This is a genomic window from Corynebacterium hiratae (assembly GCF_009708045.1).
GTDB lineage: Bacteria > Actinomycetota > Actinomycetes > Mycobacteriales > Mycobacteriaceae > Corynebacterium > Corynebacterium hiratae.
Map to the genome: position 1 here is coordinate 1 of NZ_VIOG01000009.1, position 14,070 is coordinate 14,070.

Sequence of the window (14,070 nt, forward strand, 5' to 3'; positions counted from 1 at the left end):
GACCAAACATGCGCCTCACCACCAACACATAACCACCAACAACGCCTGAGTAAGACACCGCTACCGGATACTCACTCAGGCGCTACCAGATACTCACCACACCGCTACCATTTCAGTCTTCTGAACAAGCAATGGGCTTGAAGCACTCACCGTGGAAGAGCTCTTACCATTCGCATATAACTGGCGTGACATGGACAAAGAGCAACGCATCTATATGTGGGAAGGCTACGAGAAATCAATTCGAAGCGGAGAAAAGCAACAAACAATTCGGGTGGATGACCCCTTCCACGAAGGAAGCGCCCAGATTGTCTTCGAGAAAGAATCCGGAGAGGTTGTCACCATTCCCGCAGAGGTCACATCTGTCGTCTCTACCCAGCGGAGGTCCTTGACGGAGGAACAAGCCCGAAGAGATGGCTTTGGTTCTCTTGCTGAGCTTCATGAAGCGCTTGATACTCACTATCCCGGATTAGCTGAGGATGACGAGGTCGACGTCGTTGAGTTCATACTCCGTAAGGCTTAAGTACTTCGGCAAAACGACGGGGAAATGATTTTACCTAGACTGTCGGTATGTTCGGCCCCGCTTCCGCCCAGCCACCGCGGCTTATAGATTTCCCTGTGCTGCGGTTACCGTTTGTGGAGTTCGTGCTTGTTGGGCTGCTGGTGGCCCTCTTTTTCGTCGATACGCAAGGAACTGATGCTGAGAGTGGCTTCCTTGCAGTCTTTGTGCTTCTTCCCGCACTCGTGTTTCTGGGAATTGCTTACCTTGTTTCCCTGCCCATGCAGCGGAAGGTCATTACAGATTTCCGCCTGGATGCCGTTTTCGTCGTTATCGGGGCGGTTGGTCTCTTCGGCTGGATCGGGCAGATGCTCATCGCTTTGCCCTTCCTGTGCTGCCTACCCGTGGGGCTTTCAGCACTGATCCGCAGGGGCATCGCCTTTGCGTTGTGGAAGAAGGGTAAAGGTCCTCAACTGCCGGAATGAGGTTACGCGCTTTGCCAACGCATCCTGCCATCAGAAGCGGGTGCGCATGTCATCGGGACACCTCTCTTTGATACGCCGCTTCCGCCGCTGCAATACGCGCCGGGATGAACGTAGTTCTCCTGCACGGCGGGTGCTTCATACACCGCGGCGGCTTCTTGAACTGGAGGATTCGCAGCCAGCATCTCGTCCGAGCACTGTTGCGTCCAGCCAGAGGTTCCATCGCTGAAGAATGTCGTTCCGGTTTCGTGTAGCGAGACATCACCGCAGGACTCGATGGTTTTCTCCATCGGAGTAGGCTGCGCCGCGCCGGGGGCCTCGGTGAAGCCGATGACTTCCTCTTGTGGTTGATCTATGTTGACGCCTTCGACGTTTTCCTCGGTAGCGGGGAGGGTGGGCTGTGGGCCCTCGTCTGCTGTTTCGGCAGTGGTGCTGGCTGTGCTTGTCGACTGCCCACTGCTATTCGTCGGGGTGTTCGTGGAAGGTTCGAGGTCGAGGGAACAGCCGCTGAGAAAGAAGAGTGCAGCGGCAAGAGAGAAATCGCTTCATCACAGGTCCTAATGATATGCCGTGGTGTGCGGTGAGCACGCATGCGATTTCACTGATAGAGTTACGCCTTGTGTTCCCTGGTATTCTCGCTTCCTTGCTCTCCATCATCGTGACAGTGACGTCCTCCCTGTTTGGCGCCCCCACTTCTGCGAACGTCCCCGGGGTTCTACAGGCAACGAGCACGGTTGCAGCCAGCGATGACCGCGTCGCGGCGCTGTGGCGAAACGGCAAACGCGAGTGCTCCGCGGGGTACATCGGCAATGATTGGTGGCTTACTGCTTCACACTGCCTGGGCCGCGACCTGCGTCTCACGCAGGCGGACGGTGACAGTGCCAAGGTGCTCGCCTCTACCCCGGTAGCAGAGAAGTCGGACGTCGCCCTGCTGAAAGCGGAACCCATGGACGCGGAAGCCTTCGAGTTGCCCTCGCGGCCGCTGCGCGTCAATGACTCGCTCTTCCTCGTGGGCTACGGAGGGATGCACAATTTTGCCTCCGAGGCCGTGGTCCGCGTCGAAGAGACTGGGGTCGCTGGGGAGATTCAAGGCTACGATTTCGATAATCTCATCCAATCGCGCTCCATGTTTGCCTCGCGCACGTGCAACGGAGATTCCGGCGCGCCGCTCTACCAGGACACCATGATCTTCGCGGTGCACACCGGCGGTGAAGAAAACGAGGAGTGCACCGATGGCACGCGCCGACACATGTGGCACAGCGAAATCTATCCGAATCTGCAGTCTCTGCGGACGCTGATGGATAGCTACGATGACTTCGACTCGCCCGCAGCATTCGAGGAAGCAAAGAAACACGCCCAGACCCAAAAGAAAGAATCCAAGCGCTCCAGCAGCTTGAGCAGCCTTTCCTCCTGGTAGGTCGTTAGGCATACAGGAACCGTACAGCAGACGCTCAGGGATCGGCGCTAAGCTGTCTCCTTATGAAAAACGGCTTCCTGCAGCGTGCCTTCCTCGCTATTCTCCTCGCCACTGCGGCCCCCGTTCCGGCCCATGCTCAAACCATGGAGACCTCCGCCGCGGAGGGTCTCGGCATCAACGATCCCGACTGCCAGCCCACGGGTCCTGTCGCCGAGCCGGTCGTTTTGCTGCACGGAACCTCGGCTAACTCGGCCGAGTGGAACGACCTCATCCCAAAGCTCAAGGACCAGGGCATGTGCGTGTGGGCCTTCGATTATGGCGCCGAGGACGTGGCCTACCAGAACGCTTATGACTACCTGAAGGGGATTGCGGATCTAGAGTCCTCTGGGCGCGAAATAGCCAGGCAGATAGAGCACATCCGGGAGGTCACCGGAGCAAACAAAGTAAACCTCGTGGGCTTCTCCCAGGGCGGCCTGCACACCAAGACTTTCACCCAGCTCTACGGTTCGCCCGAAGAAGTGAACCGCGTGGTCACCATTGGCGCAAATTTTCACGGGACGACGTGGGGCGGTAGGGCAACGTCGCTAAGCACGGCAGCCAAAATCGCCCCCAGCGTGGTCAAATTCGTGGGTACCAGCGCCGGCATTCAACAGTTGGAGGGCTCGGAGTTCATGGAGAATCTCAACCAGTTGCCGGACACCGCGCCCGGCCTCACCTATACCTCCATCTACTCGCCGGCGGATAGCACTGTGACGCCGAATCAGACCTCTGAGTTGAGCGCTGTTCCGGGCGCGGATGTGGTCAACGTGGAATCGGCCCCGGTCGAACATGGGCAGCTGCCCCATGACCCGCGCGTGCACGAGCAGATTCTGTGGGGGCTCACGCGCTAGGCCGGGGTCGGCGCGGACTTGCGGGCGCGTGCAGCAATGGCGAAGGTGGCCGTTAGGCAGATAGCGAGGGCCACTAAGGGCAACGCATTCGACAGCCAGTAGGCGGTGGTGAAGGGGAGGGAATAGGCGGCGACGACGCGGATGATGGCTTCGAGCAGGAACACGACGCCCCACACGATGGTGATGTAGCGCTGGGAGGCGCGGAAGGTCGGGTATTTCCACAATCCGTTCCAGTAGGCGACGCCTTCCTTTGTGCCGTCGGTGCCAAAGCGCTGGCCAAAGTAGAAGGCAAGGGGCTTTCCAAGGGCCAGGCTGCCGAGGAAGAGCAATCCAATAATGCCGGTAACAACGCTGCCCTTAACCAGCAGGAGGCGCTCATCGGTGCCACCGACCAGCGTGGCCAACGCCGCAGCAACGTTGAAGGCAAGGATCAACGCAGAAATCCCAGAAAAAGACTTCTGGCGCACATGCTGGATGATGCCGCCGATAAGGGGGCCGATGCTGGCGGCCAGGTAGGCATAGACGTGGTTGTTGGTTGCGGAATCGACGATCTGGAAGAGCAGGATGGCCAGGCCGACGTCGAAGACGCCGAGGATGAGGAAGTTGAGCAGGCGTGGATTGAGACTCATGCCACATAGTGTGCCACAAAACATACGAATCGGTTTGTTTCTGACACATAAAAACCCTAGGGTTGGGGCATGGCTGACGTTGGACCAGGAACTTTTGGATACCTCTGTGGGTTGGCCCGCCGCGAGGAGCTCCCCGGTCCCGTGCTGACACCGATCCTCACTGGGCTGGGTCTGTCGCCGGCCGGCGCGCGCACGTACTTATCACGCATGGTGCGCGCGGGCGACCTATCCTCGCGCCGAGTGGGGCGTTGTTCCGTGTATTCCATGGTGGGTGACTACCTTGCGGAGTTTCGTCACCTAGGTTCGCCGCGCGACTTCCACTGGGAAGGGGCGTTTCACACCGTGATCCTCGATATCGGCGAGGATCGCCGCGCGGAAAGAGACGCCCTCCTGCGCGCCGCCCATGCCAGCGGTTTCCGGCAGCTGCGGCCCGGAGTCCTGGTGGGCGCCCACGCGCCGGGGGAGTGGGCGCAGAAAACCTTTATCGGCACCTGGGCCGTGGATGAGGACACTGCTCGCAACGTTATTGCTACCGCGTGGGACCTCGAGGACAGTGCTGCCCGCATTAGCGCGCTGGGCGACGTTCCCCCTTTGCCCACCGATGACGTTGGCATCGTCGTCGAAACTACGCGCCGCCACGCCGCCGCCTTCGCGGCGCTGCGCCGCACTCCGCCCTTCCCCGCACAGCTTCTCCCCGCCGATTTCCCTGCGGAATTACTGGAGAGCCGCCTGCGCATGGACATCACGCCGGCCTACCGGGCGATGGCGCGGCTGTTAGAGTCGTGGCCATGATCCACGGAGCCATTGACGCGGAGGGCCGGTGCCGCCACTGGCACACGCTTGTCGACGTCATTGCGAACAAGTGCCACACCTGCGGCGGCTGGTTCGCGTGTTCGCTCTGCCATGCGGAGTTAACGGATCATGATTTTGGACCCATGCCGAAGGACGAGCTCTGCGTCATGTGCGGCGCGTGCGGCCGAACAATGACGTTTGCCGAGTACTCTGCATATAAATGCCCCGCGTGCGGGCATGCCTTCAATACTGGCTGCGCGCTGCACGCGGGGACGTATTTCCGCTAGTTTTCTACGGCAAAAGCTGGGCCAGCGGGGTGCCCTCGACGAGGGTCTTGAGGTACGCCACGATATCCGGGACGTAGATGGTGAAGGTTCCGAAGGTCACTGGAATCGTCGGAAAAGCGTTGTTTGTCGGGGCCTTATTGCCGTTATTGGCTGGGGTACCACCGTTGTTGGTAGGCGCGGTGTTGTTAGCTGGGGCAGTGTTGTTGGCTGGGGCACCACCATTGTTAGCAGCGTTGCCACCGCCGCCATTCAGGCCGCAGCGCGCGATGGCCTCGTCGGCGCGGGCGACGGCGTCGCGGATCTCGCCGCCGCGCGGGTGGAAGTTAGCGGCAGCGAGCGCCTGGGACTTCTTGCTGTTGTAGTCGGACGGGTTGGTGTAGTATTTGGTGGCCTGCTCGCAGGAGATCTGGCCGGCCGGGACCTTGGCCAGGTAGTCATCCACCATGTCGGCGGAGGCAGTAGGAGCGGACAGGCCGATGGCGGCAGCAACGGAGCACAGGACAAGCTTTTTTCTCATGCGCCACATTGTGCCACAGCTTTTACACGTTTGCGTTAGCGGCTCAGGAAACGATCGACCAGCGAAGAATACGCCTTCACGGTCAAATCCAAGTCCTCCAAGTACAGGTGTTCGTCGTGGCTGTGCAGCTGCGAGTTCGCGCTGGCCATGTCCCGATCCTCGGCGTGCAGCGCGAAGCCGTAGGCATTGCCGCCACGGCGGCGTGCTACGCGCAGGTCGGAACCACCCGTCGCCAGTACCGGCAGCACCTTCTTTTCTGGGAAGAACTCGTGGGCGGTCTCTTCAATGCAGCGCCACAGCTCAGTATCGGTGGAGGACTGTGTAGCGTCCTCAGTAATAAGGTGCTCGATCTCTACCTCCTCGGCCATATCGCCGAGCGCTTCGCGCAGGAAATCATCAAGCTCCTCCTGGGTCTGGCCAGGGAAGGGTCGGATATCCATCTCCAGGTAGGCGTGGGAGGGCAGCACGTTGATGGCGCCACCCGCGCGCAGGACGGTTTGGGCAATCGTCGTGTGCGAAAAGGCGTGGGCGTAGGCAGACAAATTACCGAACTTTTCGTAGTCGGCGGCGGTAGCGGAGCCGTCGAGAAGCGCTGCCTCCGTTGCGGGGTCGAAGCGGAAGGTCTTGACGAATCCCTGCCACACCTCATCCGTCGCCACGGGCGGCTCGGCAGCAGCGATGCGGCGAGCGACCTCACCAATCTTGACGATGGCAAAGTCCTTGCCGAAGGGCGTCGAGCCATGGCCGGCATCGCCGTGCACGTGCAGGCGGCGCTGGCCTGCGCCCTTTTCGCCGACGTTGAAGCCGAGCGCGCCGGGCAGGTGGCTGCCGCCGGTCTCCGAGAGGCAGTTGCGCACCGAGTAGGCCTCCGGGTGGTGCTTGTCCATCCAGATGGAGCCCAAACCGCCGCGGGCCTCCTCGTCCGCCATACCTACGAACGCCAGGGTGCCGCCGGGGTTGCCGCGTTTGGCGACGTCCCTGACCACCGCCGCCATCGTCGCCGTAATAAAGAGCATGTCCACCGCGCCGCGGCCGTAGAGTTTGCCATCTTCGATGACGGCGTCGAAGGGCGGTTTGGTCCACTTGGGCTCGTCGACCGGCACGACATCCGTGTGGCCCATGAGCGTCAGCGGCTCCTTGCCCGGGTCACCCGGAACGGTCACCACGATGGTCACGCGGCCTGGGTGCGATTCATAGCGTTGAATCTCGACTGGGGTGCCGTTGAAGAACTTCTCCAGAGTATCCGCGTTGCGGACCTCGTGGCCGGAGTCAGGCGTGAGGTCATTCACGCAGGCATTGCGAATAAGCTCCTGGAGTAGCGCGAGGGTGTCGTCATAGAGCGTGGAATCCATGGCCTAGAGGTTAGTCCGGAGTAAAGAAAACGGGCAGATTTACCACAACTTGAACGGTGTTCAAGTAAGGTTTCCCGCATGAGCATCGTAGATATCGCACGCGAGAAGGCCCTGGAGCAGGGCATCGGCCTGAACGAAGAAGAACTGCTGCAGGTCCTCCAGATCCCGGATGAGCAGCTGGAAGAGATTGCGGACATCGCGCATCAAACCCGCCTCAAGTGGTGCGGTCCGGACGTCTCCGTGGAAGGCATCATCTCCATTAAGACCGGCGGCTGCCCGGAGGACTGCCACTTCTGCTCGCAGTCGGGCCTTTTCGAGTCCCCCGTGCGTGCCGCGCGCCTCAACATCCCGGAGCTGGTGGAGGCCGCCAAGAAGACCGCCAAGACGGGTGCGACGGAGTTCTGCATTGTGGCGGCCGTTAAGGCCCCAGACGAGAACCTCCTGTCCCAGGTTGCCGAGGTCATCCCGGCCATCCTCGATGAAGTTGATATCGAAATCTCCCTGTCCCTGGGCACCCTCACCCGCGAGCAGGCCCAGCGCCTCAAGGACATGGGCGCCCAGCGCTACAACCACAACCTGGAGACCTCCAAGTCCTTCTTCCCCAACGTGGTCACGACCCACACCTGGGAGGAGCGCAAAGAGACCCTCGAGAACGTCCGTGCTGTCGGCATGGAGATCTGCTCCGGCGGCATCATCGGAATGGGCGAATCACTAGAAGACCGCGCCGAGTTCGCCTACCAGCTGGCCCAGATCGAGCCCTGCGAGGTGCCGATGAACTTCCTCGACCCGCGCCCGGGCACCCCTTTCGCGAACTACCCGCTGGTCCCGCTCGGTGAGGCACTGCGCGCCGTGGCCGCCTTCCGCCTGGCCATGCCGTCTGTAACCCTCCGTTTTGCGGGCGGCCGCGAGCTCTCCCTGGGTGATGACGGCACCGAAAAGGGTCTCCTCGGCGGCATCAACGCCATCATCGCCGGCAACTACCTGACCACTCTGGGCAAGCAGATTGAGAAGGACGTCGACATGCTCGGCCGCATCGATCTGCCCATCAAGGCGCTCTGATGAACAGCTCGACGGAGCTGGCCGCCGCCGTCCTTGCTGGCGATGAGCCGCTGTTCCACCCCAACACGGGGAAACCACTAAGCGAGGAATTCACCTTGCACCCGGCAGCCGCGGCGGGCCTGGACGTCCCGCGCTATTGCCAGCTGTGTGGGCGCCGCATGGTGGTGCAGGTGCGCCCGGATGGCTGGAACGCGCGCTGTTCGCGCCATGGCGAGCTCGACTCAGATCATCTCTATGAGGAGGCTCTCCCGTAAGCTGGGGCACCATGGATCCCGCCGTTGCCCACGCTCACCAGTCCGCGTTGCGCTCCATCTCCCGGGTCGTCGCCGAGATCGCTGAGCCGACTCCGCCACAACAAGCACTGGACGCCGTCACCGATCAACTGCGCCGCGGCAACGTCATGGTCCTCACCGGGGCGGGCGTATCCACGGAATCGGGCGTGCCCGACTACCGCGGCCCGCGCGGTTCCCTCAGCCGGCACCGCCCCATGACCTACCAGGAGTTCCTGCACGATCCGCAGGCCTCGCACCGCTATTGGGCGCGTGCTTTCGTCGGCTGGCGGGTCATGCAAGCTGCACACCCCAACCGCACGCACTATGCGTTGGTCGAACTCGAGCGCGCCGGGCTCCTCACGGGTGTCGTCACACAGAACGTGGACGGCCTGCACGAGGAAGCCGGGCAGCGCAACCTCATTGCCCTGCACGGGGACATGCAGCACGTGGTGTGCTTGAGTTGCGGGTACGAAGAACCACGCGCGGACTACGACGCCCGCGCCGCCACAGCCAACCCGACTTACCTCCAACGCTGGGCAGTCAACAAAGAGGACGTTAACCCCGACGGCGACGTTGCCCTCAGCCAAGAAGCGGTCGAAGAATTTGTGATGCCCGGCTGCGTGCGGTGCGGCTCACAGCGCCTCAAACCAGACGTGGTCTATTTCGGCGAGCCCGTTCCGACTTTTAAAAAGGACGCCGCCTACGCGATGGTCAACGCGTCTGACTCCCTGCTGGTAGCCGGCTCGTCGCTGGCGGTGATGAGCGGCTTCCGCTTCGTTCTGGAGGCGAAGAAACAGGGCAAGCGCGTGGCCACCATCAATGGAGGGCCAGGACGTGCGGATGACCGCGTGGACACGCTGTGGCGGACCCAGGTGGGCCCGGCTTTCGACGCGGTGCTCGACGAGCTGGAGCTCTAGAGTCGCTCCAGTTCCTCGAGGACAAACTGGCATACCCGTTTATCCATGGGCATATCCTCGTGGCGAATAATCGCAAGGCGCTCGATGTCCTGGATATAGACGTTGTGGACATTCGGGCCATTGAGGAAACAGGTGTTGGGCGGAACCACGATGGCGTCGGCGCGCGTGGCGATGCACGTATAGCTCACCCCGGGTTCGACCTCGCTGCCGCGGTTCGTGGCCTCAACAATCTCGCTGCCGGTGACCTGCTGCATGCCGGCGGGGCCAAACCAGCCGTCGATAAGCGAGCGCGCCACCTCCTCCTGCCTCTCGCTGCGAAAGAGGGGGCTGGCGATTCCTCCCTGGGTCGTGCCGTGATTGGGAGAGCTGATACACACCACGTGCCGTACAAACTCCGCGCTATCGTGCATGCGCATCCAGTACCGAGCCAATAATCCACCCTGGGAGTGGCCCACGAGAATCACCTGCTCCGCGCCGGTGACGGTGCGGACGGCGTTGATGTAGGCGTCGAGCTGCCGGGCGGATTCCTGCAGGGGGCCGGTGGCGCGGGTCCCGTAGTCGGGGGCGAAGGTGGCCCAGCCAGCGGCGCGGAGCATGTCTGCGAGAACCTGCCATATCCCCTTGCTGTCGCAGGTTCCGTGGATCAAGACAACCGGCCAGGGTCGTTCGGCGGTGGGGCGCGCGGACCAGTCGTCTTCGTAGACGCCGCGTGGACGCCTGCGGGCACCGAGGGGGAGTGTGGTCATGAAATTTCAGTTTACTCTTGACCCCTATCCAACTTTCGTACTAAGCTAAGGCTTGCCTAATACGGAACGGCGGTGAGCTCCACACCGTACGCGTTACCGGATTAGTCATGGGGATAGGGCCCGCCGCTTCACCGCGGCGGGCTTCTTTCATGGATACACTCGCGGGCATGACCGACCTGCAGCATGTCCACTCCGTCAACGAAGCGGTTGCTCGTCTCTGCGAGCTCTATGACAGTTCCTGTGCGCTGGCACGTGAAGCACTGGCCTCAGGGGATCACGATGCCTACCGCCACGTGGTGTATCCCAAGATCACCGTGCATGTGCGTCAGTGGACTCCTATCGACCGCTCCGAGCCCTTCGGCTACGTGGACCAAGAGGGCCGCTACTCGGCAGTGATATCCAAACCATGGCTGATTCGTGATTACCTGATAGAGCAGCTCACGCGGCTTAGCAACAACTACCCGTGCGATCTCTACGTCGGTCAATCGGATGAGCGCATCCCGCCGGAATACATTCGGGGGATTACGCAGATTCCTCAGGACCGTGGCGACATCCCCCGACCCACCCTCGATGCGGTGCATGACGGAATCGTGGACGGCGCTTGGAAAGCCTTCCACGGCAAGGAAAAACCACTGTTCCATTTTGGTGCGCAGCGCTTCGACATCGCCTGCGCCCGCATCGAGCACTACACCGGCATCGAGGTGGACACCGTGCAGAAGTACATCCTGTTCACCAACTACGCCATGCACACCACCGAATTCGTCAAGTTCGGCCTGCGCGAACTGGCGCGGGAAGACTCCCGCTACACCGCACTCGTGCTGCCCACGGGAGAGACCATCCACCCCAATGATGCGGTGCTTCTCGACGTCGACGAGCTCACCCTCACCTCTCGCTACCAGATGCCGCGTTTTGATCTCATCACCGCCGGCGGCGATGGCATAACGATGATCAATATCGGCGTCGGCCCCTCCAACGCCAAGACCATCACGGACTGCTTGGCAGTCCTGCGCCCGGAGGCCTGGATCATGATCGGTCACTGCGCAGGGCTCGATGGCCGCATGCGCATCGGCGACCTCATCCTGGGCAATGCTTACCAGCGCGAGGACCACATCCTCGACGGCACCGTCACCACCAGCAACCCGATTCCCGCCATCCCGGAGATCCAGCGCATGCTGGAGGCCGCCGTCGACGAGGTCTATGGGAAAGATAATTCGCTCATGCGTACCGGAACGGTGCTCTCCACCGATGACCGCAACTGGGAGTGGCGCACCTCGCGCGATTTGTGGGAGTGGCTGCGCCACTCCACTGCGGTGGCAGTAGATATGGAATCCTGCACCCTCGCCGCCAACGGCTACCGCTACCGCATCCCCTACGGCACGCTGTTGTCGGTCTCCGATCTACCCCTGCACGCCGTGCCCAAACTTCCCGCCCAAGCGCAGGCCTTTTACTCCAATTCGAAGGAGGCTCACGTGATGTGCGCGGTGCGCGCGGTGGAGGCCCTAGCGGAGAATCCGGAGCGGCTGCGCACCCGCAAATTGCGCCGAACGGTGGGAGAGGTTCCGTTCCGTTGAGGTTGATGATTAGACTGAGGGAAATGCAAAATCTGGCGAAGGAGACCTAGACGATGAGCACCCCGGAGTGGTGGAACCCGGAACGCGAGAACCTGACGTGGGAGGTCTTCGGTGAGGCCAGTCGCTTCCTGTCCCAAGAAATCGTTGATTCGGGCTGGTTCCCGGATCTCATCGTGGGCGTGGCCCGCGGTGGATTGATCCCAGCCGGCGCTATTGGCTACGCCATCGGGGTCAAGGAGATGGGTGCTATCAACGTGGAGTTCTACACCGATATCGGTGAGACCCTCCCGGAGCCGATTCTCCTTAACCCGCAGCTGGATACGGATTCGCTCAAGGGCAAGAAGGTCCTCGTTGTTGATGACGTGGCCGATTCCGGCAAGACCCTCGACCTCGTGGTCAACCTGCTTGAGAAGACCGCCTCCGAGGTCAAGTCCGCGGTGATTTATACCAAGCCGACCACCATCTTTGAGCCGGACTTCTCGTGGAAGAAGACGGACCAGTGGATCAACTTCGCGTGGTCCGTCCTGCCCGTCATCACCCGCGACGGCTCTTTCAAAGACGGCCACTAGTGTCGGAGCACGCAGCCGGGTCTTTCCGCGCGGCTTTAGCTCGCCCGCCCGCTTCCGCAAGGAAGTGTTTGGCGGGCTTGCTGTTGCCCTCGCCCTCATCCCGGAAGTCTTAAGTTTTTCCATCCTCGCCGGACTCGACCCCAAGGTGGGGCTCTTCGCCTCCGTCATCATGGCGATGTCCATCGCCATCACCGGCGGCGCCCGGCCATGGTCTCTGCTGCGGCGGGCTCGGTCGCCGTGGTCATCGCGCCCCTAGCCCACGAGCATGGCCTGCAGTACGTGCTGCTGACCATCTGGATGGCGGGAATTCTCCAAGTAGTGATGGCAGTGCTGGGCGTCGCCAAGCTCATGCGTTTCATCCCCCGCAGCGTCATGCTGGGGTTTGTCAACGCCTTGGGCATCCTCATGTTCACGGCGCAGCTGAGCCACCTGTGGCAGGTGCCGTGGCTGGTCTACCCCCTTGTCGCGCTAGGCCTCGGAATCATGGTGGTGTGGCCGCGGATTACCACGGTGATCCCCGCCCCGCTCGTCGCGATTATCGTGGTTAGCGCACTCACTGTGATTTTCGGCTGGCAGGTTCCCGACGTCGCGGACCAAGGCGAGCTGCCGACCTCCTTGCCCAGCTTTGTTATTCCGGACTTACCTTGGACGAAGGAGACTATTCTCCTCTGCCTTCCCTATGCATTGGGCGTTGCACTCGTCGGCCTTATGGAATCCCTGCTGACCGCCAAGCTTGTCGACGATCTCACGGATACCCACTCCGATAAGACGCGCGAATCCGTGGGCCAGGGCATCGGCAACATGCTCGCCGCGGCCATCGGCGGCATGGGCGTGTGCGCAATGATCGGCCAGACCATGATTAACGTCAAGGAATCCCAGGCGCGCACGCGCCTGTCGACGTTCCTCGCCGGCGTCTTCCTCCTCATCCTCATCCTCGTGTTGGGCGATACCGTAGGAAAAATCCCCATGGCCGCGCTCGTGGCGGTCATGTTCATGGTGTCTTTCCACACCGTGGATTGGCACTCGGTGCGCACGATTCACCGCATGCCGTTGAGTGAAACCCTCGTCATGCTCGTAACGGTGATTGGCACCCTGGTGACAAATAACCTGGCGGTCGGTGTGATCCTCGGCGTCCTGACCGCCTCGATAGCCTTTGCACGCCGCGTGGCGCACCTCGTGTCGGTGGAGCTGGAGGGCAATGTCTACACCGTGCGCGGCCAGCTCTTCTTCGCCTCCTCGAACGACTTGGTCTACGCCTTCGATTACACCCTGCCGGTGGACAAAATCATCGTGGATTTCTCGGAGGCCGATATTTGGGATGCCTCGACCGTCGCGGTACTCGAGTCCGTGGAGAACAAGTACGCAAGCCGTGGCATAGCGGTAGAGTTCCGCGGGCTCGACGGTGTGAGCCTCGAACGCTATAAGAGAATTTCTGGTTTGGGTTAGGTAAACCTATCAGAAAAAGTGTTATGACGTGCGAGTTTGCTTAAGATCGCCTTGCTAGCGTGCGCGAATTTTTTCTGTATTGTGGGTAACACCAAACAGACGAAAGGAATCACTTTCATGGACGAGAAGCTGCAAACCCTCCTTAACGAGCAGGTCATCAACGAGCACGGCGCAGCCCTGATTTACACCCAGCTGGCTTACGAGATGGACAACCTGTCCTTCCCGGGCATGCGCGATTGGTTCTTCAAGCAGGCAGAGGAAGAGCGCGAGCACGCACAGAAATTTGCTGAGCACCTGCTGGACCGCGGCTACCGCGTCGAGCTGGGGGATATCCAGGTCGGCTCCGTCAAGGCCGCCACGCCGTTGGATGCCTTCGAGGCATCCCTCGCGCATGAGCAGAAGGTCTCGGAGCAGATTCGGGAAATCGCCCGCACCGCGGATGCGGCTGGGGATCTGGATTCCCGTGGTCTCATCAACTGGTTCCTCGAGGAGCAGGTTGAGGAGGAGTCCTCCGTGTCCGAGATCATTGACCAGCTCAAGCTGGTGGGCAATGATGGCTCTGGCCTCCTGCGCATCGATGGTTCGCTGGCGCAACGGTAACGAAGCCATATAGTTTGCGCGAATTCTC

17 protein-coding genes and 1 pseudogene are annotated in these 14,070 nt (G+C 61.3%); 13 read left to right on the forward strand and 5 right to left on the reverse strand.

From position 1 onward, the window contains the following. The first annotated feature begins 190 nt into the window (after positions 1-190). The gene (locus FME68_RS08580; RefSeq protein ID WP_230308946.1) at positions 191-520 is read left to right on the forward strand and encodes an ASCH domain-containing protein; all 330 of its coding nucleotides are present in this window, start codon (positions 191-193) and stop codon (positions 518-520) included. Between the two features lie 47 nt (positions 521-567). Beyond that, the gene (locus tag FME68_RS08585) at positions 568-981 is read left to right on the forward strand and encodes a hypothetical protein (protein WP_158397251.1); all 414 of its coding nucleotides are present in this window, start codon (positions 568-570) and stop codon (positions 979-981) included. Between the two features lie 2 nt (positions 982-983). On the opposite strand, the gene FME68_RS13285 is transcribed toward FME68_RS08585, so the two are convergent. Next, positions 984-1,268 (reverse strand): hypothetical protein, encoded by a 285-nt coding sequence (locus FME68_RS13285; RefSeq protein ID WP_230308947.1) that lies wholly within the window; start codon positions 1,266-1,268, stop codon positions 984-986. 329 nt (positions 1,269-1,597) lie between these two features. On the opposite strand from FME68_RS13285, the gene FME68_RS08595 reads away from it, so the two are divergent. Further along, entirely contained in the window at positions 1,598-2,395 is a 798-nt protein-coding gene (locus tag FME68_RS08595; RefSeq protein ID WP_070512812.1) for a trypsin-like serine protease, read from the forward strand. A 62-nt stretch (positions 2,396-2,457) separates the two neighbouring features. Next, the gene (locus FME68_RS08600; RefSeq protein WP_046648634.1) at positions 2,458-3,285 is read left to right on the forward strand and encodes a lipase family alpha/beta hydrolase; all 828 of its coding nucleotides are present in this window, start codon (positions 2,458-2,460) and stop codon (positions 3,283-3,285) included. Here FME68_RS08600 and FME68_RS08605 read toward each other — a convergent pair. After that, a complete protein-coding gene (locus FME68_RS08605; RefSeq protein WP_158397253.1) occupies positions 3,282-3,914 on the reverse strand; it encodes a VC0807 family protein in 633 nt (210 codons plus the stop codon). The genes FME68_RS08600 and FME68_RS08605 overlap by 4 nt on opposite strands. A 69-nt stretch (positions 3,915-3,983) precedes the next feature. Between FME68_RS08605 and FME68_RS08610 the strand changes: the two genes are divergently transcribed. Together FME68_RS08610 and FME68_RS08615 are read left to right on the forward strand one after the other, a co-directional pair. Beyond that, positions 3,984-4,706, forward strand: a complete 723-nt coding sequence (locus FME68_RS08610) for a PaaX protein (RefSeq protein WP_158397255.1) — start codon at positions 3,984-3,986, stop codon at positions 4,704-4,706. Then, a complete protein-coding gene (locus FME68_RS08615) occupies positions 4,703-4,993 on the forward strand; it encodes a CHY zinc finger protein (protein WP_049156675.1) in 291 nt (96 codons plus the stop codon). Before FME68_RS08610 ends, FME68_RS08615 begins: the two co-directional genes overlap by 4 nt. A gap of 4 nt (positions 4,994-4,997) precedes the next feature. Here FME68_RS08615 and FME68_RS08620 read toward each other — a convergent pair whose 3' ends face one another. Continuing rightward, positions 4,998-5,510 carry a hypothetical protein gene (locus FME68_RS08620; protein WP_369816116.1) on the reverse strand — a complete coding sequence of 171 codons (513 nt, stop codon included), beginning with the start codon at positions 5,508-5,510 and terminating at the stop codon, positions 4,998-5,000. Between the two features lie 35 nt (positions 5,511-5,545). After that, positions 5,546-6,862 carry a M20/M25/M40 family metallo-hydrolase gene (locus FME68_RS08625; RefSeq protein WP_158397257.1) on the reverse strand — a complete coding sequence of 439 codons (1,317 nt, stop codon included), beginning with the start codon at positions 6,860-6,862 and terminating at the stop codon, positions 5,546-5,548. Positions 6,863-6,940: 78 nt separating this feature from the next. Here FME68_RS08625 and bioB point away from each other — a divergent pair, with 78 nt between their 5' ends. From bioB to FME68_RS08640, 3 genes are read left to right on the forward strand one after another with little or no spacing between them, the layout of a single operon-like run. Continuing rightward, positions 6,941-7,921, forward strand: a complete 981-nt coding sequence (gene bioB / locus FME68_RS08630; RefSeq protein ID WP_158397260.1) for a biotin synthase BioB — start codon at positions 6,941-6,943, stop codon at positions 7,919-7,921. Continuing rightward, complete coding sequence (gene bsaP, locus FME68_RS08635) at positions 7,921-8,175, forward strand: biotin synthase auxiliary protein BsaP (RefSeq protein ID WP_046648628.1); 255 nt, start codon at positions 7,921-7,923, stop codon at positions 8,173-8,175. The genes bioB and bsaP overlap by 1 nt, the downstream gene beginning before the upstream one ends. A gap of 11 nt (positions 8,176-8,186) precedes the next feature. Next, positions 8,187-9,110, forward strand: coding sequence for a Sir2 family NAD-dependent protein deacetylase (locus tag FME68_RS08640; RefSeq protein ID WP_049156682.1), 924 nt, complete (start codon positions 8,187-8,189; stop codon positions 9,108-9,110). On the opposite strand, the gene FME68_RS08645 is transcribed toward FME68_RS08640, so the two are convergent. Beyond that, positions 9,107-9,856 carry an esterase/lipase family protein gene (locus FME68_RS08645; protein ID WP_144012874.1) on the reverse strand — a complete coding sequence of 250 codons (750 nt, stop codon included), beginning with the start codon at positions 9,854-9,856 and terminating at the stop codon, positions 9,107-9,109. The two genes, FME68_RS08640 and FME68_RS08645, sit on opposite strands and share 4 nt — an antisense overlap. A 167-nt stretch (positions 9,857-10,023) precedes the next feature. Here FME68_RS08645 and amn point away from each other — a divergent pair, with 167 nt between their 5' ends. From amn to FME68_RS08665, 4 genes and pseudogenes are all read left to right on the forward strand, one after another. Then, positions 10,024-11,427, forward strand: coding sequence for an AMP nucleosidase (gene amn / locus FME68_RS08650; protein WP_070702528.1), 1,404 nt, complete (start codon positions 10,024-10,026; stop codon positions 11,425-11,427). Between the two features lie 53 nt (positions 11,428-11,480). Further along, complete coding sequence (locus tag FME68_RS08655; RefSeq protein ID WP_158397262.1) at positions 11,481-11,996, forward strand: phosphoribosyltransferase; 516 nt, start codon at positions 11,481-11,483, stop codon at positions 11,994-11,996. Between the two features lie 64 nt (positions 11,997-12,060). Further along, positions 12,061-13,442: pseudogene (locus FME68_RS08660) on the forward strand (SulP family inorganic anion transporter). Between the two features lie 117 nt (positions 13,443-13,559). After that, on the forward strand, positions 13,560-14,042 hold the full coding sequence (locus tag FME68_RS08665) for a ferritin (RefSeq protein WP_070702524.1): 483 nt from the start codon (positions 13,560-13,562) through the stop codon (positions 14,040-14,042). The last annotated feature ends 28 nt before the right edge of the window (positions 14,043-14,070 follow it).

Bases quoted from the DNA above. Each gene is read 5' to 3' on its own strand.
- FME68_RS08580 (WP_230308946.1), top strand. From the start codon at position 191: ATGGACAAAGAGCAACGCATCTATATGTGGGAAGGCTACGAGAAATCA.
- FME68_RS08585 (WP_158397251.1), top strand. From the start codon at position 568: ATGTTCGGCCCCGCTTCCGCCCAGCCACCGCGGCTTATAGATTTCCCT.
- FME68_RS13285 (WP_230308947.1), bottom strand. From the start codon at position 1,268: ATGGAGAAAACCATCGAGTCCTGCGGTGATGTCTCGCTACACGAAACC.
- FME68_RS08600 (WP_046648634.1), top strand. From the start codon at position 2,458: ATGAAAAACGGCTTCCTGCAGCGTGCCTTCCTCGCTATTCTCCTCGCC.
- FME68_RS08605 (WP_158397253.1), bottom strand. From the start codon at position 3,914: ATGAGTCTCAATCCACGCCTGCTCAACTTCCTCATCCTCGGCGTCTTC.
- FME68_RS08610 (WP_158397255.1), top strand. From the start codon at position 3,984: ATGGCTGACGTTGGACCAGGAACTTTTGGATACCTCTGTGGGTTGGCC.
- FME68_RS08615 (WP_049156675.1), top strand. From the start codon at position 4,703: ATGATCCACGGAGCCATTGACGCGGAGGGCCGGTGCCGCCACTGGCAC.
- FME68_RS08620 (WP_369816116.1), bottom strand. From the start codon at position 5,510: ATGAGAAAAAAGCTTGTCCTGTGCTCCGTTGCTGCCGCCATCGGCCTG.
- FME68_RS08625 (WP_158397257.1), bottom strand. From the start codon at position 6,862: ATGGATTCCACGCTCTATGACGACACCCTCGCGCTACTCCAGGAGCTT.
- bioB (WP_158397260.1), top strand. From the start codon at position 6,941: ATGAGCATCGTAGATATCGCACGCGAGAAGGCCCTGGAGCAGGGCATC.
- bsaP (WP_046648628.1), top strand. From the start codon at position 7,921: ATGAACAGCTCGACGGAGCTGGCCGCCGCCGTCCTTGCTGGCGATGAG.
- FME68_RS08640 (WP_049156682.1), top strand. From the start codon at position 8,187: ATGGATCCCGCCGTTGCCCACGCTCACCAGTCCGCGTTGCGCTCCATC.
- FME68_RS08645 (WP_144012874.1), bottom strand. From the start codon at position 9,856: ATGACCACACTCCCCCTCGGTGCCCGCAGGCGTCCACGCGGCGTCTAC.
- amn (WP_070702528.1), top strand. From the start codon at position 10,024: ATGACCGACCTGCAGCATGTCCACTCCGTCAACGAAGCGGTTGCTCGT.
- FME68_RS08655 (WP_158397262.1), top strand. From the start codon at position 11,481: ATGAGCACCCCGGAGTGGTGGAACCCGGAACGCGAGAACCTGACGTGG.
- FME68_RS08665 (WP_070702524.1), top strand. From the start codon at position 13,560: ATGGACGAGAAGCTGCAAACCCTCCTTAACGAGCAGGTCATCAACGAG.